Here is an 18,495-nt window from a genome sequence, read left to right as displayed (position 1 = left end):
TCGCGCCATGGCCACCGCCGTTTCCAGACGCCAGTTGCTCGCCGGGTCGCTCGGAGCGGCCATGTTGCCCATGCTGCGGAGCTTGCCGGCGCGCGGTGCCACCTGGCCGAAGACCGACGCGACATTCCTGTTTGCCGCCGACATCCATGCCTGCCGCATGGCAAGCGGGCTCAGCCCCAACTGCCAGGCCGAAGGCAAGACGGACGAAAATCTGCGCCGGCACATCGCTGCCCTGAACAAGGTGGGCGAGTTGAACTGGCCGAGCGAGATCGGCGGCGCGAAATCGGGCCTTGCAGGCGCCGGCCAGCGCATCGGCCGGCCGCTCGGCCTGGTCGTCGGCGGTGACATGACCGACGACGGCGGCGGCCAGGTGACCCAACCCCATGAAGGCACCCAATTGCTGCAGTTCAGCCACCGCTACCAGGAAGGCAGCGGCCCCGACCGGGTGCATGTGCCGGTCTATGTCGGGCTCGGCAATCACGACCTGGACCAGGACGGGCCGCCGCCGCAGGTCGACTGGTACCGGCGCGAGCTGCGCGACTATGTCGAGATCAACCACCGTCCAAGCGTGTTCTTCAAGCCACCGGTGCCCGCTACCAACTATGACGCGCCGTCCGACTGCTATTCCTGGGACTGGGGCGGGCTGCATCTCGTGCAGACGCACAGGTTCGCCGGCGACACGGCCAAGGATGCCCCGAGCGCGCTCGGCTGGCTGAAGCGGGACCTCAAGACCTTTGCCGGCGACGGCAGGCCGGTGATCCTGTTCCAGCACTATGGCTGGGATCCGTTCTCGATCGAGAGATGGGACCCGAGCGCCCGCCAGTTCGATGACGCCGGGAGCGGCAAGCCGCACTGGTGGAGCGACGGCGACCGGCGCGACCTGCTGGCCGTCATCGGCGGGGCGAACGTGATCGGCGTCTTCCACGGCCACCAGCACGAGACGCCGATGGTCTACAGGCGCGACGGGCTCGACCTGTTCAAGCCCAAGGCCGGCTACATGGGCGGCTTTGCCGTAGTCCGGGTCACAAACGGCTTCATGGACGTCGCGCTGGCCGAGGCCGGGGCGCATGGCAGCGTCAGCTTCACCAACGCCTTCAGCAAGAGGCTGGACGACACACGCTGAAGTGGCGTTTCCGCCCTTCCGCATGGCCGCGAGACGGTCTATGTCAGGATGTTCGGAGGGCTTTGAATGACCATCAGACTGATCCTCGCCGGCTGCGGCAACATGGGCTACGCCATGCTCACCGGCTGGCTGAAATCGGGCAAGCTCAGGCCCGCGGAGACGTTCGTCGTCGAACCCAATGCCGAACTGCGCGCCCGCGCCGCCGAACTCGGCAGCCGTGTCGCCTCGGAAGTCGGCGGCATCCCGGCAGACGCCGACCCCGAAGTCGTGGTCATCGCGGTCAAGCCGCAGGTCATTCGCGAGGTGACCTCCGGCTACCGCCGCTTCGGCAATGGCCGGGCGACGTTCGTCAGCGTCGCCGCGGGCACCTCGGTCGCCACCTTCAGCGAAATCCTCGGCGCACAGACCCCGATCGCGCGCTGCATGCCCAACACGCCCGCCGCCATCGGCAAGGGCATGATGGTGCTGTATTGCAACGACCATGTTACCGACAAGGCCAGGGACTTCGTCGGCGACCTGCTGTCGTCCAGCGGCGAAGTCGCCACCATCGCCGACGAGGGCCTGATGGACGCGGTGACCGCCGTCTCCGGCTCGGGACCGGCCTACATCTTCCACTTCATCGAGTGCCTGACGGCTGCCGCCGAGAATGCCGGGCTGCCGCCGAAGACGGCGGCGCTTTTGGCGATGCAGACGGTCTATGGCGCAGCCAGCCTCGCCGCGGAAAGCCGCGAGGACCCGGCCGTGCTGCGCCGCCAGGTCACCAGCCCGAACGGCACGACGGCAGCGGCGCTCGACGTGCTTATGGGCGAAGACCGCCTGAAGAACCTGCTCACCGACGCCGTCGAGGCGGCACGGCTGCGCTCCATCGAGCTCGGCAAGTAGCTATCGGGTTTCGGCCTCGGCCTGCAGCGCCCGGATGTGGGGCGCTGCCGCCTCGTTGACAGCGCGCTCCATGTCGCGGAACTGACGGATGACATCTTCGCCGACAGGCGTGAGTTCGGCGCCGCCGCCATGCTTGCCGCCGGTCTTGGCAGCGACCAGCGGCTTGCCGAACATCTCCTTCATCTCCTCGACCAGGTCCCAGGCACGCTTGTAGGACATCTCCATGGCCCGCGCGGCCGCCGAGATCGAGCCAGTGGCGGCAATCTGTTCGAGAAGTTCGATCTTGCCAGGGCCAAGGCGGCCCTTCGGGTCGAGGTAGAGGCGCAAGGTCAGGGACGGCATCGGCTACTCCAGTCCTCAGCTGGTTAGCACAGGCGGCGCCCCCGGAGATAGATTGGCACGGTCGAAGGCAACAGTCTTGATGACCGCGAACACGTCGCGCCCGACGCCCAGCTCAAGCGTTTCGAGCGACTGGCGCGTGATGCGCGAGACCAGGATGTCGCCCTTGCAGTCGAGGCGAAGATCGACCTGCGCGCCGTTGACCGTACCAATCTCGGCTATGCGCGCCGGCAGGATGTTGAGCGCACTGAGGCCGTGAGGCCGTTCGGTCGCGATCATGACGTCGCGCGCGCGGACCCGGACGCGCACGACAGAGCCCTCGGCAAGCGCGACGCGCGGCACGCGCATTTCGCCGGCGGCGGCGCCGAGCACGGTCATGCCGAAGCTTTCATCGTGGCGCAGCACCTTCATGTCGAGCACGGCACCGCCCTCGCCCACTTCCTCCGGCTGCAACAGGTCGAGCCTTTGCATGATCTCGGTCGTCGGGCCGGCGGCGGCGACCTTGCCGTCGGCCATCACAACGACATCGGTGGCGAGGCGGGCAACTTCGGCGATCGAGTGGCTGACATAGACGATCGGGATTTTGGTCTCGTCGCGCAAACGTTCGAGATAGGGCATGATCTCGGACTTGCGGGCATCGTCGAGCGAAGCCAGCGGCTCGTCCATGAGCAAAAGCCGAGGGCTCGCCAGCAGCGCGCGGCCAATGGCGACACGCTGCTTTTCGCCGCCCGACAGCAGGGCCGGTCGGCGATCGAGCAGGTGGCCGATGCCGAGCATCTCGACCACGCGGCCAAATTCGGCGTAGCGCTCGCCTTGCGGCGTGAACCAACGGCCATAGTGCAAATTGGAGCGCACCGTCAGATGCGGGAACAGCCGGGCGTCCTGGAAGACGAAACCGACGCGGCGGCGATGGGCGGGAACGAAAAGGCGGCTTGCGGTGTCGACCAGGGTCCGGCCGCCGATGACGATGCGGCCGGTCTCGGGACGGATCAGCCCGGCGATGATGTTGATGAGCGAGGTCTTGCCCGAGCCCGACGGTCCGAACAGTGCCGTCAGATGACCGGCACTTTCGAAGCCGGCTTCGAGGTCGAGCGCGCCGAGGCGGTGGCGGATGGCGACGGAGAGCGTCATTCGAAATCCATGCGCTGGCCGATGCGGCGGGCAAACATCTCGGACACCACGAGTGCTGCCATCGAGATGGCGATGGAGATCAGCGTCAGCCGCATCGCCCCGGCATCGCCGCCCGGCACCTGTGTGAAGGTGTAGATCGCCGACGGCAGCGTCTGGGTTTCGCCGGGAATGTTCGAGACGAAGGTGATGGTGGCGCCGAACTCGCCCATCGCCTTGGCAAAGGACAGGATCATGCCGGCGACGATGCCGGGCAGGATCAAGGGCAGCGTCACCGTGAGGAAGACCCACATCGGGCTTGCGCCGAGCGTGCCGGCAGCGGCTTCGAGCCGCCGGTCGACCGCCTCGATGGACAGCCGGATGGCGCGCACCATCAGGGGGAAGCCCATGACGGCGCAGGCAAGGGCGGCACCGGTCCAGCGGAACGAGAAGACGATGCCGAAATATTCGTCGAGGAACGAGCCGATGGGGCCACGGCGACCGAAGCTCAGGAGCAGCAGGTAGCCGGTGACGACAGGCGGCAGGATCAGCGGCAGATGGACGATGCCGTTGAGCAGCGACTTGCCCCAGAATTTTCCGCGCGCCAGCAGCAGGGCAATGGCGATGCCGAAAGGCAGGCTGGCGGCCATCGCCCACAGGCCGACCTTGATCGACAGGCGGACCGCATTCCATTCGTCCGGAGTGAGGTCCAGCATTTCCAGGTCGCATTCCCTCAAAAAGCCCGTCCCATCCCGCCGTGCGGGATGGGACGGATGTTGCTTTGTGGCGATAGCCTAGCCGAGAAGCGGTAAACCACTCCCTAGAGGGTTTCCGCTTTTCTTCGAAACGCGAAAACGCTCTATGCTCTTGTTCTTGCGCAATTCCGGACGGAAAACCGCTGCACACTTTTCCTGGAATTGCTCTAGTTGGACGCCACCGGCGCGAGCATGGTGAAGCCCTGGGCCTCGAACAGCTCCTTGGCCTTGGCGGACTGAAGATATTTCACGTACGCCGCCGCGTCCGCGTTCTTCGAGTCCGCCGTCACGCCGACCGGATAGACGATGGGAGGATGCGTCTCTTCCGGGAACACGCCGACGACCTTCACGCCCGGCTCTGCCGCGGCGTCGGTCTGGTAGACGATGCCGAGCGGGGCTTCGCCCGTCGATACAAGCTTGAGGGCGGCGCGCACGTTCTCGGCCTGGGCGATCTTGCCCTCGACCGACGACCAGACGCCGAGCTTCTCGAGCGCGGCCTTGCCGTATTTGCCGGCGGGCACAGCCTTGACGTCGCCCATGGCAAGACGACCGTCACCAAGCAGCGCGGCAAGGTCGAAATTCGCAGCGATGTCGGTCTTGGCGGCCGAATCCTTGGGCGCAACCAGCACGATGCGGTTGCCCAGCAGCCTGACGTCCGAGCCGTCCTTGATGAGCTTCTTGTCTGCGAGGTACTTCATCCAGTCGAGGTCGGCGGATATGAACACGTCGGCGGGAGCGCCTTCCTCGATCTGCTTGGCGAGCGCCGAGCTGGCGGCATAGGACACGGTCGCCGACTTGCCGCTCTCGGCCTTCCAGGCGGCATCGACGGCGTCGAGCGCGTTCTTGAGGCTGGCGGCAGCGAACACGACCACGTCGCCATCGGCACGCGCCGAAGGCAGGCCGAGCGACAGCAAGGCTGCCAGGCCGCCCGCAGCTGCGACAAGCCGCAAACCAAATCCCCTACGCGTGAACATCGTCATTCTCTCCCTGATTGGCACGCCGCAGCCCGGCCGCGGATTCGTTATATTCATACGTATATAGCACTCTCGGCACAACCACCCATCCGGGTGGTTTTCAGCAAAACTGTTGCAGCATTCTCGAAGGTTGCCCGGTTGACCTTGCAGTAGGGGGAGACTGGCTCGCCGGTTCATGCCATATGTGTCGTTCTCACCTTGGGGCATGCAGACGTGGCACCTTGTGTCCGGCGACACCCTGTCCGTTCAGCCACGCCAACACGAGTTCCCCGAAATGTCCGGCATCACCATGTTCGAAGTCATCTGGCTTGGCGCCGCCCTGTTGGGCGCGGGCGCCGTCACGGGCCTGCTTGCCGGGGTCTTCGGCGTCGGCGGCGGTGCGGTCATCGTGCCGGTGCTGTACGAGCTGTTCCGCATGGTCGGCGTGCCGGAAGAGGTGCGCATGCCGCTCTGCGTCGGCACCTCGCTTGCGATCATCATCCCGACCTCGATCCGCTCGTTTGGCGCACATCGGGCCAAGGGCGCGGTCGACATGACGATCCTGAAGCAGTGGGCAGTGCCCGTGGTGCTCGGCGTGCTGATGGGCAGCGTGATCGCCCGCTATGCCTCGCCGGACCTGTTCAAGCTGGTGTTCGTCGTCGTCGCCGGCATTTCGGCGATACGGCTGCTGTTCGGCAAGGATTCGTGGCGCCTCGGCCTCGACATGCCCGGCAAGCTCATCATGAACGCCTATGGCTGGCTGATCGGCGTGCTGTCGAGCCTGATGGGCATCGGCGGCGGGCAGCTTTCGAACCTGTTCATGACCTTCTACGGCCGGCCGATCCACCAGGCGGTGGCAACGTCGTCCGGCCTCGGCGTGCTGATCTCGATCCCCGGCGCGCTGGGCTACATCTATGCCGGCTGGCCGCGCGCGGCGGAGTATCCCGACGTGGCCGCGCTGCAGTTTCCGCTGTCGCTCGGCTATGTCTCGCTTGTCGGCCTGATCCTGTTCGTGCCGACCAGCGTGCTGACCGCGCCCATGGGCGCCCGCCTGGCGCACGCATTGTCGAAGCGCAAGCTCGAAGTCGCCTTCGGTATCTTCCTGCTCCTGATCAGCCTGCGCTTCCTGATCAGCCTGATCGGCTGACCAAACCAAAACGCCCGGCAATGCCGGGCGTTTGCATGATCGGAGCGGACAAGGATCAGGCGCGCTCGAGCGCGACCGCGATGCCCTGACCGACACCGATGCACATGGTGGCAAGCGCCAGCTTGCCACCGCGCAGGCCGAGCTCCAGCGCCGCGGTACCGGCGATGCGGGCGCCCGACATGCCCAGCGGATGGCCCAGTGCGATGGCCCCGCCATTCGGGTTCACGTGCCCGGCGTCCTCGGCGATGCCAAGCTCGCGCAGCACGGCGATGCCTTGGGAGGCAAAGGCTTCGTTGAGTTCGATGACGTCGAAATCGGCCGGGCGGATGCCGAGACGGGCGCATAGCTTCTTGGTCGCCGGCGCCGGGCCGATGCCCATGATGCGGGGGGCGACGCCCGCCGCCGCGCCGCCCAGAACGCGGGCGATCGGCGTCAGGCCGTATTTCTTCACCGCCGCTTCCGAGGCGACGATGAGCGCTGCCGCGCCATCATTGACGCCGGAGGCGTTGCCCGCGGTCACCGTGCCACCCTGGCGGAACGGCGTCGGCAGCTTGGCCAGCGTCTCGATGGTGGTTCCGGCGCGCGGATGCTCGTCCTTGGCGACAACGATGGCATCGCCCTTGCGCTGCGGGATGGTGACCGGAACGATCTCCTTGCCGAGACGTCCGTTTTCCTGCGCGGCGACGGCCTTGTTCTGGCTGCGCACGGCAAAGGCGTCCTGGTCGGCGCGGCTGACCGAGAAGTCCTCTGCGACGTTCTCGCCGGTCTCGGGCATGGAATCGACGCCATACTGCTTCTTCATCACTGGATTGACGAAGCGCCAACCGATGGTGGTGTCGTGGATCTCGGCATGGCGGGAGAAGGCCGAGTCGGCCTTGGGCATGACGAAGGGGGCGCGGCTCATGCTTTCGACGCCGCCGGCAATCATCAATTCGGCCTCGCCGGCCTTGATCGAACGCGCGGCGTAAAGCAGGGCGTCCATGCCCGAGCCGCAGAGGCGGTTGATGGTCGTGCCCGGCACCTCGACCGGCAGGCCGGCCAGGAGCAGCGACATGCGGGCGACGTTGCGGTTGTCCTCGCCGGCCTGGTTGGCGCAGCCGAAGATCACGTCATCGACGGCGGCCCAGTCGACGGAGGCATTGCGCTCCATCAGAGCCCTGAGCGGCACCGCGCCGAGATCGTCGGCACGGACTGACGACAGCGCGCCGCCAAAGCGGCCGATCGGGGTGCGAATGTAATCGCAGATATAGGCCTCAGCCATCCTTGGATCCTCTCTTGGCGGAAACTGCCTCGCCCTTGTGGGCGGCGTCGGTGCGCGCCTTTAGATCACGCAGCGTCTGCAATTCCAACTGCGTCGGTTCAGGCGTTTCCTCCAGCTTGTCGGCGAACTTCACCGTCCAGCCGCAGGTCTCCTGGACCTTTTCGCGGGTGACGCCGGGATGCAGCGAAACGACGGTAAATTCCTTGGTGGCCGGATCGGGCTTCCAGATCGCAAGGTCGGTGATGAGGAGCGTCGGACCCTTGGTATCGATGCCGAGGCGCTGGCGGTGGTCGCCACCGTCGCCATGGCCGAAGGAGGTGTAGAAATCGATCTTGTCGACCATGCCGCGCTTGGACTGCGCCATGGTGATGTAGATCTCCTGCGACGAGGTCGCGATCTCCGGCGCGCCGCCGCCGCCCGGCAGGCGGGTCTTGGGGTGCGCGTAGTCGCCGATGACGGTGGTGTTGATGTTGCCGAACTTGTCGAGCTGGGCGGCGCCGAGGAAGCCGATGGAGATGCGTCCACCCTGGAGCCAGTAGCGGAACATCTCCGGCACCGAGACGGTGGTGATAGCGGTGTCGCAGAGTTCGCCGTCGCCGATCGACAGCGGCAGCACGTCGGGCGCGGTGCCGATGGTGCCGGATTCATAGATCAGGGTGATTTCGGGTGCGTGGGTCAGGCGCGCGACGTTGCAGGCGGCCGACGGTGCTCCGATGCCGACGAAACAGACGTCGTCGCCCTTGAGCGCGCGCGAAGCGGCAATCGTCATCATTTCATTGGGGGTGAAGCCGAGCTCGCTCATGCCACGTTCCTCAGGTGTTCGACGCGGGCCGAGAAATCGTCGGCGGTCTTTTCGATGACGTTCTTCTGCATCCATTCGCGGAAGCGGTCGCGGTCGGCGGCGATCTCGTCCCATTCGAGATAAGACGCGTTGTCGCGGATGTAGTAGCCATGGGCATAGGACGGGTGCGCGCCGCCCGGCACGACCGAGATGGCGGTGACCGACCAGTTGGGCAGCACGGTCAGGTTGGGGTGCAGGTCGTCGAAATTGTCGACCACCTCCTCTACGGTGACCACGGCGCGCCTGGCGGCCAGGGCTGCCTCCTTCTGGATGCCGATGATGCCCTCGACCAGCACGTCGCCGCGCTTGTTGGCCTTCTGGGCGTGGATGAAAGTAACGTCGGGACGAACCGACGGAACGGCAGCCAGAACCTCGCCGGTGAACGGGCAGGTGACCGACTTGATGTTCGGGTTGACCCGGGCGAGTTCGGCGCCGCGATAGCCGCGGAAGATGGCGCAAGGCAGGCCGGCCGCACCCGCCTCATAGGCATTGGCCATGGCGGCGTGGCTGTGCTCCTCGATCTCCAATGCGTGCGGAAAACCGTTCTCGACCGCATCGCGCAGGCGGCGCAGCAGGCCGACGCCGGGATTGCCGGCATAGGAGAAAATCGCCTTCCTGGCCATGCCCATGCCGATCATCTGGTCGTAGATCAGATCCGGCGTCATGCGGACCAGCGTCAGGTCCTTGAAGCCCTGGCGGATCGCCTCATGCGCGGCCGCGGTGGGAATGAGATGCGTGAACCCTTCGAAGGCCACGGTGTCGCCGTTGTTGAGATTGTCGGCGACCGCCTTCGACAGGGGGAGAAATTTGGTCATCGCGTTTCGTCCCGGGTTGTCAAAAGTTCGTATTGCGAACATTTGTTTTCTATGCGATACATTTCTGAGGCAATATCGTACCGGAGTCAATGACCTGCTCCGCCGCATCCGGATTTTCGGAGAAAGGCCGCCATGCGCGACGAGGATACCGCCCGCGACCACGTGACCTCGCTGGAGCGCGGGTTGTCGGTGATGGAGATCCTGGCCGCCAATGCGGCCGGGCTGACGCTGACCGAAACGGCCGAAAAGGCCGGCCTCACTCGTGCCGGCGCCCGGCGTTTCCTGCTGACGCTGGTGGCGACGGGCTATGCGGTGCAATCGGGCCGGAACTTTTCGCTGTCGCCGCGGCTGCTGACGCAGGCGCGCATCTGGCTGCACGGCGTGCCGCTGTGGACGTTCGCCGAGCCCTTCATGAAGGAGACGGCGGCGAAGCTGCATGAATCATGTTCGGCGGCGACCCTGTCGGGCGAAGACATGGTCTATGTCGCGCGCGTGCCGGGTCCCCGGATCATCGGCGTCGATCTGCAGGTCGGGGCGCGTCTGCCCGCCTTCTGCACCGCCATGGGCCGCGTGCTGCTGTCCGGACTGACGGAAGCCGAGCTTGAGGCCTTTCTCGCCCGTGCGGCGATCGTCCAGCGGACGCCGAAGACCGTGACCGACAGGGCAAAGCTGGCCGAGATCGTCGGCAAGGTGCGAACGGACGGCCATGCCATCGTCGACGAGGAACTGGAGATCGGGCTGCGCTCGATTGCCGTCCCGCTGCGCGACCGATCCGGCGCGATCGTCGCCGCGATCAACATCTCGACGCAGTCGACGCGTCACACGCCGGCCGAGATGGAGGCCGAGATCCTGCCGCTGCTCCGCGAGATGGCAGCAAGAATCAGCGACTTCTTCGTCGTGCAGTGATCAGGCCCTCATCGACCCGTTAACGCTGGTGCCAGGACAGCGCCTCGTTGAGCAGCGACGGCGACTGCAGGCCGCAGGAACCCTGAGCGCGCGCTGGTAATATTCGGCCAGCGCCGGGCGGTCGTCGGGATGGGCGCAGTTGTCGATGATCAGCCGCGCCCGCCACTTGGTGGACAGGCCGCGCAAATCGGCGGCAGCCGATCCGCGTCTCAACGATGCTCAGCCTTTCAAGCGGTTGCGCAGCAGGAGCTTCAGGCGGCCGCGGCCAGGCCGTTGCGCCTGGCGTTGAGCCGGATCACCGCCCGGATCGGCAGGTGATCGGAGGCGACGCGCGCCAAGGCCGTGTCGTGCGCCTCGATCTCGGTGAGCAGATTGTGCGGCCTCGCCATGACGCGATCGAGCGCCAGCACCGGGAAGCGCGAGGGAAAGCTCGGAACGATGGCATGCATCGGCCCGAAGGCCGGTTCCAGGCTGCGCAGCGACGAGCGCTTGCCCAGGCGCCATTCGTTGAGGTCGCCAACCAGCACGGTGGGCTTGTCGCTGTGCAGTTCGGCGGCGGTCAACAGCGTGCCGGCCTGGAGCTTGCGCGAATGGCGCAGCAGGCCGAAATGCGCAGCGATGACGCGCAGCGGTCCGGCATCGAGTTCGAGATCGACGATGACGGCGCCGCGCGGCTCGGCTCCCGGCAGCACGAGTTGGCGCGCCGAACTGACCGAACCCTTGCGAAACAGCACGACATTGCCGTGCCAGCCATGGCTCTTGCGCCGGCCGGCGAGCGGAACGGGCACCAGGCCGGTCTCGCGCTCGACCGCTTCGAGATCGAGCAAGCCTGCGCGGTCGCCGAAACGCTGGTCGGCTTCCTGGAGCGCAATGACATCGGCGCCGATCTCGGAAATCACCGCCATCGTCCGCTGCGGGTCGAAACGACGATCCAGCCCGACGCATTTGTGGACGTTGTAGGAGGCAACGACGATTTCGCTGTGGGCGCCGGCGCCCGCGGTCGAAACGGCATTCTGCAGATGTTGAGCCGGCAACGGGTGCCCGGCACCTGTCTTGTCGGTCGTTTCCAAGCCTTGTGTGCTAGCCATCACTCGTCTGGAATCTCTGGGAAATTCGTGTTCAGTTGCGGCAGGCGTCGTTGCCAACTGTAACCCATATGGTTGAGGTGTTCGAGATTTTCCACATGCGTCACGATGGCTCTCCACCGAAATGCTGTCGCGAGGCCATGGTTCCAATCCCAGCCGGCGGACCGCAACACGCATGAAACTCATCGCCATCATTGTCGCCGTGGCCGGGATCCTGGTCATCGCATCGCTGCTTGCGGTCTATGCCTTCGGCCGTTTTGCCAAGCGGGCGCGCGGCACGCCGTCACAGGCGCTGCCGACGGCCGAAAGCGCAACCCAGTTCGACGCGCTGGTGGCACCGCTGCTGGCCAATCATCCCGGCCAGAGCGGGCTGGCGCTGCTGTCGTCCAACCTCCATGCCTTCGCCGTCCGCGCCTATACGGCGCGCCACGCGCAGCGCAGCCTCGACCTTCAATATTACTACTGGAAGGACGACCTGACCGGCGGACTGCTGGCCCGCGAAATCGTCGGCGCCGCCGACCGCGGGGTGCGCGTGCGGCTGATCCTCGACGACATCAACGCCAAGGGCTACGACCCCAACTACATCGCGCTCGACAGCCATCCCAACATCGAGGTCAGGCTGTTCAATCCAAGCTGGGCGCGGGCCTTCGGCCTGCAGCGCGGGCTGGAACTGGTGCTGCGCGCGGTGCGCACGACGCGGCGCATGCACAACAAGGCATGGATCGCCGACGGCAGGCTGGCCATCGTCGGCGGCCGCAACATCGGCGACGCCTATTTCGACGCTTCCGAAGACGCCAATTTCCGCGACATGGACCTGTTGCTTGCCGGCATCGTGGTAGGGCAGACCGAAACGATCTTCGACCGTTTCTGGAACAGCGAGGCCGTGCTGCCGATCCGCCACGTCACCGGCATGGCCAAGGGCGACCTGCCGGCGCTCAGGGCGCGCCTCGAGCGCACCGCCACGACCGGCCTTGCCGAGCCCTACATCCACCGGGTCGCGCAGGAAAGCGGGGAATGGTCGTCCTCGGGCATGGGCAGGCTGCGCTGGACCAGCGAGGCCGCCGTCGCTTCGGACCCGCCGGAAAAGGCGATGGGCGCGGGCCAGGACAACTGGCTGATGACGGCGATCCGGCCGGTGCTGAGATCGGCGAAGCGGGAATTACGCATCGTCTCGCCCTATTTCATCCCCGGCGAGGCCGGGACGCAGGAATTGACGACGCTTGCCAGGAACGGGGTCGCGGTCACCGTGCTGACCAATTCGCTGGCCGCCACCGACGTCGCCGCGGTCCACGGCGCCTATGTCCGCTACCGCAAGCCGCTGCTCGACAGCGGCATCGACATCTACGAACTGAAGCCGGACGACGAGCGTACCGACATGTCGCTGTTCGGCTCCAAGGGCGCCAGCCTGCACACCAAGGCCTTCATCGCCGACGGAGAGGCAGGCTTCGTCGGCTCGTTCAATTTCGACCCGCGCTCGGCCTCGCTCAACACCGAGATGGGCGTGCTGTTCAGGCAGAAGGAACTGGCCGGCGAGGTCGAGACCGCGATCGAAGCGCAGATTTCGCCGCGCAGCAGCTTCAGGCTGTCGCTGCACGGCGACCGGCTGAGTTGGACCGACCACACCGCCAACGGCCCGCGCGAGCTCAAGCACGAACCGCAGGCCAGCCTGCGGCGCCGCCTGGTGGCCAAGGTGATCAGCTACCTGCCGATCGAATCACAGCTGTGAACAGAAAAGGCGGCCCGAGCGGACCGCCCTCAGTGATTCTCCTGCGACCGGGACGTCGCTGACAAACTCAGTAGTTCAGCGACAGCCGCATGAACGGGCCATGGATCAGCTGGCTGGCGCGCCCGCTTGGTTCAAGAGGCGCATCCTGAAACGTCTTGTAGCCGACGGCCGACAGGTATTCGAGCTGATATCCGCCACCCAGCTCGACGCCCGGGGCGAACTCCCAGGCGAGGCCGGCTTTCGCGCCGACGGTGCCGAAGGTGCGGCTGTCGGAGAACTCCGCGTAACCAGAATATTTCCTTTCAGCCTCGATCTTGCCGAACAGCACCGAAGCATCGGCGGATGCAAAGAAGCTCAACTGCTCGGCTACTGGCCTGGAAACGTCAAAACCTATCCTCGGTCCGATGCCCCAGGACCTGGATGAGGCGTAATAGAATGGCGAGACGTTGTCGGTGAAATCCGCACTGTAGGTCTGATAGCGCAGGCCAGCGAATGGGCGAAGCGACCAATCATCGTGCTGCGCACGATAGCCAGCCTCGACGTCGAGGTTCCAGTACCGACCGCCGGTGAACTGCCAGTCGAACCGATCATCGTTGCGCCTGCCGGTGGACTGCTCAAGATAGCGGAAACCGGCGGCCACATCCCAACTGTCGGCAAGACGGTAGCCCAGCCTTGCAGCGCCGGAGCCACCTCCTCCTGTTCTCGCTTCAAAAGAATCGGCGCTGTCGTACTGCCGATTGTGGCTGCTGGTGCGGAACGCATACGCCCCTTCGACATAGCCGAACCAAGCTGAAACCGGCGCCGTCTCATCAATTGCCTGTATATCGGCGGCGGAAGCAGCTGTTGTCGCAATGACGAATGAAGAAAACGCAAAAAGTACTTTTTTCATGCCAAACCAACTAAATTAGGGACTGCGCAGTATCACGCCCTCATGGATTCGAACAATAGCCAGGCAGCGATTGTTTTCACTGTATCCACGCCTGCGCCTCACCTTCGCGACAGCATGTCACGCAGCTCGCCTGCGACGGTTCCGCTTCCTGCAAGCGACTGTCTCCGCGTGAAGCGGCTGGTGACAGCCAACCCGTCATCAAGCGCATTCCGCCGGCCAGGCAATGAAGCCTGGGCTTTAGCCTTCGCGAAGCCGATCCTTGGCGAGCTTGGGTCGTGGGCGGCCAGCGATGGCTCGACTTCAGGCTCACCGCAGGGCAACTGGAGACACCATAGCCTCGGCACGCGCAAGCGCGTCGCCTCGATACCTTGAAGGGCCCGACTTTTCGAAATCTGGGGAAGAATGGTGCTGCCAGAGAGGATTGAACTCTCGACCTCTCCCTTACCAAGGGAGTGCTCTACCACTGAGCTACGGCAGCATCCGTGGACGGGGCGGCTTTTGACACATGAATCGGGGGAGCGCAAGTTATCAGTTGCAGCAAATCGACACTGATTTTCCACAGGCGCCTTTACGCCACAATACTGGCCATTTCCGTTGCCAAGCCGCTATGAACGATCGACAAGCGGGGACCACCACATGTCGTCGAAGCCAAAAATGCCCTCGAGCGGTGCGGACGCGCGCAAGGCGCGGCTTGCAGCCGAGCTGCGCGCCAACCTGATGAAGCGCAAGGCGCAGGCGCGCTCGCGCCGTACCGGTGAAGCGGATACGAGGCCGGAAGGCCTTGCCGCGGCCGAGGGAGAGACAGAGAAACCCGAGAAAGCCTGACCGGCGACGGCAGGCGCTTGGCGCATGGATCCGCAAAACCCTGATTCTTGAACCGGGTGGCGCGATGGTCTAGACGGCGGCAAGAAAATTTCTCGCCAGAACCGGGATCCCCCGGAGAAACGACGGCCAATGGATCGCATCAGAATTGTCGGCGGCAACGAGCTGACCGGAACCATCCCGATCTCGGGCGCGAAAAACGCAGCCCTTCCGCTGATGATCGCCTCGCTGCTCACCGACGATACGCTGACGCTGGAAAACGTGCCGCATCTGGCCGACGTCGAGCAGCTGATCCGCATCCTCGGCAATCATGGTGTCGACTACACGGTCAACGGCCGCCGCGAACGCCAGAGCGAAGGCTATTCGCGCACCATCAGCTTCAGCGCACGCAACATCGTCGACACCACAGCGCCCTATGAGCTCGTGTCGAAGATGCGCGCCAGCTTCTGGGTCGTCGGACCGCTGCTCGCCCGCATGGGCGAGGCCAAGGTTTCGCTGCCCGGCGGCTGCGCCATCGGCACGCGCCCGGTCGACCTGTTCATCGAAGGCCTGCAGGCGCTCGGCGCCGACATCGACGTCGACAACGGCTATGTCGTGGCCAAGGCCAAGAACCGGCTGATCGGCAACCGCTATGTGTTCCCCAAGATCTCGGTCGGGGCCACGCATGTGCTGATGATGGCGGCGACGCTGGCCCGCGGCGAGACGGTGCTCGAAAACGCCGCCCGCGAGCCCGAGGTCGTCAATCTCGCCGAATGCCTCAACGCGATGGGCGCCAGGATCACCGGCGCCGGCACCTCGACGATCACCATCGAGGGCGTCGATTCGCTGTCGGGCGCGCGCCACCGCGTCATCCCCGACCGCATCGAGACCGGCACCTATGCCATGGCGGTGGCGATGACCGGCGGCGACGTGCTGCTGGAAGGCGCGCGTGCCGACCTGCTGCAGGGCGCGCTCGACGTCGTCTCGCGCACCGGCGCCGAAATCATCCAGACCAATTCCGGCGTCCGCGTCATGCGCAACGGCTCGGGCATCTCGCCGGTCGACGTCGTGACCGAACCCTTCCCCGGCTTCCCGACCGACCTGCAGGCGCAGTTCATGGGCCTGATGACGATGTCGAAGGGCAAGTCGAAGATCACCGAGACGATCTTCGAGAACCGCTTCATGCACGTGCAGGAACTCGCCCGCCTCGGCGCCCACATCACGCTGTCGGGCCAGACCGCGATCGTCGAGGGCGTCTCCAAGCTCAAGGGTGCGCCGGTCATGGCAACCGACCTGCGCGCTTCGGTGTCGCTGGTCATCGCCGGCCTCGCCGCCGAAGGCGAGACGGTGGTCAACCGCGTGTACCATCTCGACCGCGGCTTCGAGCGGCTGGAAGAGAAGCTGTCGCGCTGCGGCGCCGTCATCGAGCGCATCAGCGGTTGAATGAAGGGAATAGGGGAATAAGGGAGTAAGGGAACAGGCAAGCCTCTCCCTGCTCCCCTACTCCCCTACTCCCCTACTCACCTACTCCCTCTACCCCTACTCACCTACTCCCTCGCCCCTGCGGTTGCGTGCTGCATCAAGACCGCCTAACAAAGCCGGAAGCATTACATTCCGCACAGGCAGCCGACCGGACATGAACCAGCTCAAGCTAGTCGCCCTCGACGAAGAGGATCTGGAGATCATCTCGGCCCATGTGCAGGACGCCGTGGTCAAGGTCGGCGATCTCGCCTTCGATGCGCCGTCGAAGCGTTTTGCGCTGGCGATGAACCGTTTCGCCTGGGAAACCAAGTCCGGCTTCTTCCGGCCCAAATATGAGCGCCGGCGCTCGATCCTGCATTTCGACCGCGTGCTGTCGGTCAAGCTTTTCGGCATTTCGCGGACCAAGAAGGACGAGGTGCTGGAGCTTCTGGCGATCGGTTTCGCGCAGGGCGAGGACCCTGCCGGCGAGATCGAGCTTTTGTTTTCCGGCGACGCCGCGATCCGGCTCGAGGTCGAGGTCATAGAAGCCCGCCTGACCGACACCGGGGCCGCCTGGCAGGCCTCGTCGCGCCCCATCCACAAGACTTGAGCATTCCCGATGGCCATCACCCTTCGCCAATCCGATGCAGACTTCGAGACGCGCTTCGCGGCGTTCCTGACGACCAAGCGCGAAGTGTCGCCGGACGTCGAGGCCACGGTGCGCGCCATCATCGACGACGTGCGCGCGCGCGGCGACGCGGCGCTGATCGACTACACCAGCAAATTCGACCGCGCCGACCTTGCGACGCTGGGCATCGCGGTCACACGCGCGGACATCGACCAGGCCTACAGGGACGCCGACCCCGAGACGGTCGAGGCGCTGCGCTTCGCGCGCGACCGCATCCGCTCGCACCATGCCCGCCAGATGCCCAAGGACGACCGCTATGTCGACCCGATCGGCGTCGAGCTCGGCTCGCGCTGGACGGCAGTCGAGGCGGTCGGGCTCTATGTGCCTGGTGGCACGGCGAGCTATCCGAGTTCGGTGCTGATGAATGCGGTGCCGGCCCAGGTCGCCGGCGTCGAGCGCATCGTCATCGTGGTGCCCGCGACAGGCGGCGTCATCAATCCGCTGGTGCTGGTCGCGGCCGATCTCGCCGGCGTCTCCGAAATCTACCGCATCGGCGGCGCCCAGGCGGTGGCCGCGCTTGCCCATGGCACCAAAACCATCACCCCGGTGGCCAAGATCGTAGGACCCGGCAATGCCTATGTCGCCGCCGCCAAGCGCCAGGTGTTCGGCACCGTCGGCATCGACATGATCGCCGGCCCCTCGGAAGTGCTGATCGTCGCCGACAGCGACAACGACCCGGACTGGCTTGCCGCCGACCTGCTGGCCCAGGCCGAGCATGACGTGTCGGCACAGTCGATCCTGATCACCGACGACGCCGCCTTCGGCAAGCAGGTGGAAGAGGCCGTCGAACGCCAGATCAAGCTGCTGCCTCGCGCCGAGACGGCCGCGGCGAGTTGGCGCGATTTCGGCGCCGTCATCCTGGTCGACGATTTCGATGCCGCCCTGCCGCTGGTCAACCGCATCGCCGCCGAGCATCTCGAACTTGCGGTCGCCGATCCCGAGGCGCTGCTTCCACGCATCCGCAATGCCGGGGCGATCTTCGTCGGCAAGCATACGCCCGAGGTCATCGGCGACTATGTCGGCGGCTCCAACCACGTGCTGCCGACGGCGCGTTCGGCGCGCTTTTCCTCGGGGCTGTCGGTGCTCGACTTCGTCAAGCGCAGCTCGATCCTGAAGCTCGGCCCCGATCAGCTGCGCGAACTGGCGCCGGCAGCTATCGCGCTGGCCAAGGCGGAGGGGCTCGACGCACATGCGCGCTCCGTCGCCATCAGATTGAACATGTAGGCGGCCATGTCCGACAAAGGCCACGCACGCTCCCGCCTGGTCGACGTCGAACTCGACGAGTCGATCGGCCGTTCGACGCCCGACGTCGAGCATGAACGCGCCGTCGCGATCTTCGACCTGATCGAGGAGAACTCGTTTCATCCGATGAACGACGACGGCCACGGGCCCTACCGGCTCAAGCTGTCGCTCGTCGACGCGCGGTTGGTGTTTGCCATCTCGCGCGAGCATGGCGAGGCGGTGGTCACCCACATCCTGTCGCTGACGCCGTTCCGCCGCATCGTGAAGGACTACTTCATGATCTGCGAAAGCTATTACGAGGCGATCCGCTCCTCGACGCCGAGCCAGATCGAGGCGATCGACATGGGCCGGCGGGGGCTGCACAACGAAGGCTCGCAGACCCTGCTCGACCGCCTCTCCGGCAAGATCGAGATCGACTTCGACACCGCCCGCCGCCTCTTCACGCTGATCTGCGTATTGCACTGGCGCGGATGA

At 65.5% G+C, this 18,495-nt stretch carries 19 protein-coding genes and 1 tRNA gene; 10 read left to right on the top strand and 10 right to left on the bottom strand.

Going from position 1 to position 18,495, the window contains the following annotated elements; genetic code table 11:
- The first annotated feature begins 61 nt into the window (after nucleotides 1–61).
- Nucleotides 62–1,123, top strand: a complete 1,062-nt coding sequence (locus GGR00_RS20510) for a metallophosphoesterase (RefSeq protein WP_343065603.1) — start codon at nucleotides 62–64, stop codon at nucleotides 1,121–1,123.
- Nucleotides 1,124–1,189: 66 nt separating this feature from the next.
- On the top strand, nucleotides 1,190–2,005 hold the full coding sequence (proC, locus tag GGR00_RS20505; protein WP_184700730.1) for a pyrroline-5-carboxylate reductase: 816 nt from the start codon (nucleotides 1,190–1,192) through the stop codon (nucleotides 2,003–2,005).
- On the opposite strand, the gene GGR00_RS20500 is transcribed toward proC, so the two are convergent.
- From GGR00_RS20500 to modA, 4 genes are all read right to left on the bottom strand, one after another.
- Nucleotides 2,006–2,347 carry a winged helix-turn-helix domain-containing protein gene (locus GGR00_RS20500; RefSeq protein WP_055977966.1) on the bottom strand — a complete coding sequence of 114 codons (342 nt, stop codon included), beginning with the start codon at nucleotides 2,345–2,347 and terminating at the stop codon, nucleotides 2,006–2,008. It lies immediately after the preceding gene.
- Between the two features lie 15 nt (nucleotides 2,348–2,362).
- Entirely contained in the window at nucleotides 2,363–3,475 is a 1,113-nt protein-coding gene (gene modC, locus GGR00_RS20495; RefSeq protein WP_184700728.1) for a molybdenum ABC transporter ATP-binding protein, read from the bottom strand.
- Nucleotides 3,472–4,167, bottom strand: a complete 696-nt coding sequence (gene modB, locus GGR00_RS20490; protein ID WP_184700726.1) for a molybdate ABC transporter permease subunit — start codon at nucleotides 4,165–4,167, stop codon at nucleotides 3,472–3,474. Before modB ends, modC begins: the two co-directional genes overlap by 4 nt.
- A 206-nt stretch (nucleotides 4,168–4,373) precedes the next feature.
- The gene (gene modA / locus GGR00_RS20485) at nucleotides 4,374–5,180 is read right to left on the bottom strand and encodes a molybdate ABC transporter substrate-binding protein (RefSeq protein ID WP_184700724.1); all 807 of its coding nucleotides are present in this window, start codon (nucleotides 5,178–5,180) and stop codon (nucleotides 4,374–4,376) included.
- Between the two features lie 274 nt (nucleotides 5,181–5,454).
- Between modA and GGR00_RS20480 the strand changes: the two genes are divergently transcribed.
- Nucleotides 5,455–6,306: a sulfite exporter TauE/SafE family protein gene (locus GGR00_RS20480; protein ID WP_055977954.1), complete on the top strand. Its 852-nt coding sequence runs from the start codon at nucleotides 5,455–5,457 to the stop codon at nucleotides 6,304–6,306.
- Nucleotides 6,307–6,361: 55 nt separating this feature from the next.
- Here the strand turns inward: GGR00_RS20480 and pcaF are convergent, their stop codons facing one another.
- From pcaF to GGR00_RS20465, 3 genes are read right to left on the bottom strand one after another with little or no spacing between them, the layout of a single operon-like run.
- Nucleotides 6,362–7,567 carry a 3-oxoadipyl-CoA thiolase gene (pcaF, locus tag GGR00_RS20475; protein ID WP_055977950.1) on the bottom strand — a complete coding sequence of 402 codons (1,206 nt, stop codon included), beginning with the start codon at nucleotides 7,565–7,567 and terminating at the stop codon, nucleotides 6,362–6,364.
- Complete coding sequence (locus GGR00_RS20470; protein WP_055977947.1) at nucleotides 7,560–8,369, bottom strand: CoA-transferase subunit beta; 810 nt, start codon at nucleotides 8,367–8,369, stop codon at nucleotides 7,560–7,562. The genes pcaF and GGR00_RS20470 overlap by 8 nt, the downstream gene beginning before the upstream one ends.
- On the bottom strand, nucleotides 8,366–9,223 hold the full coding sequence (locus tag GGR00_RS20465) for a CoA transferase subunit A (protein WP_055977944.1): 858 nt from the start codon (nucleotides 9,221–9,223) through the stop codon (nucleotides 8,366–8,368). The genes GGR00_RS20470 and GGR00_RS20465 overlap by 4 nt, the downstream gene beginning before the upstream one ends.
- Before the next feature lie 132 nt (nucleotides 9,224–9,355).
- Between GGR00_RS20465 and GGR00_RS20460 the strand changes: the two genes are divergently transcribed.
- Nucleotides 9,356–10,129: an IclR family transcriptional regulator domain-containing protein gene (locus tag GGR00_RS20460; RefSeq protein ID WP_055977943.1), complete on the top strand. Its 774-nt coding sequence runs from the start codon at nucleotides 9,356–9,358 to the stop codon at nucleotides 10,127–10,129.
- A gap of 251 nt (nucleotides 10,130–10,380) precedes the next feature.
- On the opposite strand, the gene GGR00_RS20455 is transcribed toward GGR00_RS20460, so the two are convergent.
- The gene (locus GGR00_RS20455; RefSeq protein ID WP_184700722.1) at nucleotides 10,381–11,217 is read right to left on the bottom strand and encodes an endonuclease/exonuclease/phosphatase family protein; all 837 of its coding nucleotides are present in this window, start codon (nucleotides 11,215–11,217) and stop codon (nucleotides 10,381–10,383) included.
- Between the two features lie 172 nt (nucleotides 11,218–11,389).
- Between GGR00_RS20455 and GGR00_RS20450 the strand changes: the two genes are divergently transcribed.
- Nucleotides 11,390–12,940, top strand: a complete 1,551-nt coding sequence (locus GGR00_RS20450; RefSeq protein ID WP_184700720.1) for a phospholipase D family protein — start codon at nucleotides 11,390–11,392, stop codon at nucleotides 12,938–12,940.
- Nucleotides 12,941–13,007: 67 nt separating this feature from the next.
- On the opposite strand, the gene GGR00_RS20445 is transcribed toward GGR00_RS20450, so the two are convergent.
- Nucleotides 13,008–13,829: an Lpg1974 family pore-forming outer membrane protein gene (locus GGR00_RS20445; RefSeq protein WP_184700718.1), complete on the bottom strand. Its 822-nt coding sequence runs from the start codon at nucleotides 13,827–13,829 to the stop codon at nucleotides 13,008–13,010.
- A 403-nt stretch (nucleotides 13,830–14,232) separates the two neighbouring features.
- Nucleotides 14,233–14,307, bottom strand: a tRNA-Thr gene (locus GGR00_RS20440).
- 158 nt (nucleotides 14,308–14,465) lie between these two features.
- Between GGR00_RS20440 and GGR00_RS20435 the strand changes: the two genes are divergently transcribed.
- From GGR00_RS20435 to GGR00_RS20415, 5 genes are all read left to right on the top strand, one after another.
- The gene (locus tag GGR00_RS20435) at nucleotides 14,466–14,654 is read left to right on the top strand and encodes a hypothetical protein (protein ID WP_055977892.1); all 189 of its coding nucleotides are present in this window, start codon (nucleotides 14,466–14,468) and stop codon (nucleotides 14,652–14,654) included.
- A 129-nt stretch (nucleotides 14,655–14,783) separates the two neighbouring features.
- Entirely contained in the window at nucleotides 14,784–16,073 is a 1,290-nt protein-coding gene (gene murA, locus GGR00_RS20430) for a UDP-N-acetylglucosamine 1-carboxyvinyltransferase (RefSeq protein ID WP_055977889.1), read from the top strand.
- Between the two features lie 193 nt (nucleotides 16,074–16,266).
- On the top strand, nucleotides 16,267–16,701 hold the full coding sequence (locus GGR00_RS20425) for a DUF2948 family protein (RefSeq protein WP_184700716.1): 435 nt from the start codon (nucleotides 16,267–16,269) through the stop codon (nucleotides 16,699–16,701).
- A gap of 9 nt (nucleotides 16,702–16,710) precedes the next feature.
- A complete protein-coding gene (gene hisD / locus GGR00_RS20420; protein ID WP_184700714.1) occupies nucleotides 16,711–18,003 on the top strand; it encodes a histidinol dehydrogenase in 1,293 nt (430 codons plus the stop codon).
- A 6-nt stretch (nucleotides 18,004–18,009) separates the two neighbouring features.
- The gene (locus GGR00_RS20415) at nucleotides 18,010–18,495 is read left to right on the top strand and encodes a UPF0262 family protein (RefSeq protein WP_055977880.1); all 486 of its coding nucleotides are present in this window, start codon (nucleotides 18,010–18,012) and stop codon (nucleotides 18,493–18,495) included.

The sequence above is a fragment of the Aminobacter aganoensis genome (assembly GCF_014206975.1).
GTDB classification, from domain to species: Bacteria; Pseudomonadota; Alphaproteobacteria; order Rhizobiales; family Rhizobiaceae; genus Aminobacter; species Aminobacter aganoensis.
The sequence above is the reverse complement of the archived record's forward strand: the minus strand, read 5'-3'. Positions and strand labels throughout refer to the sequence as shown.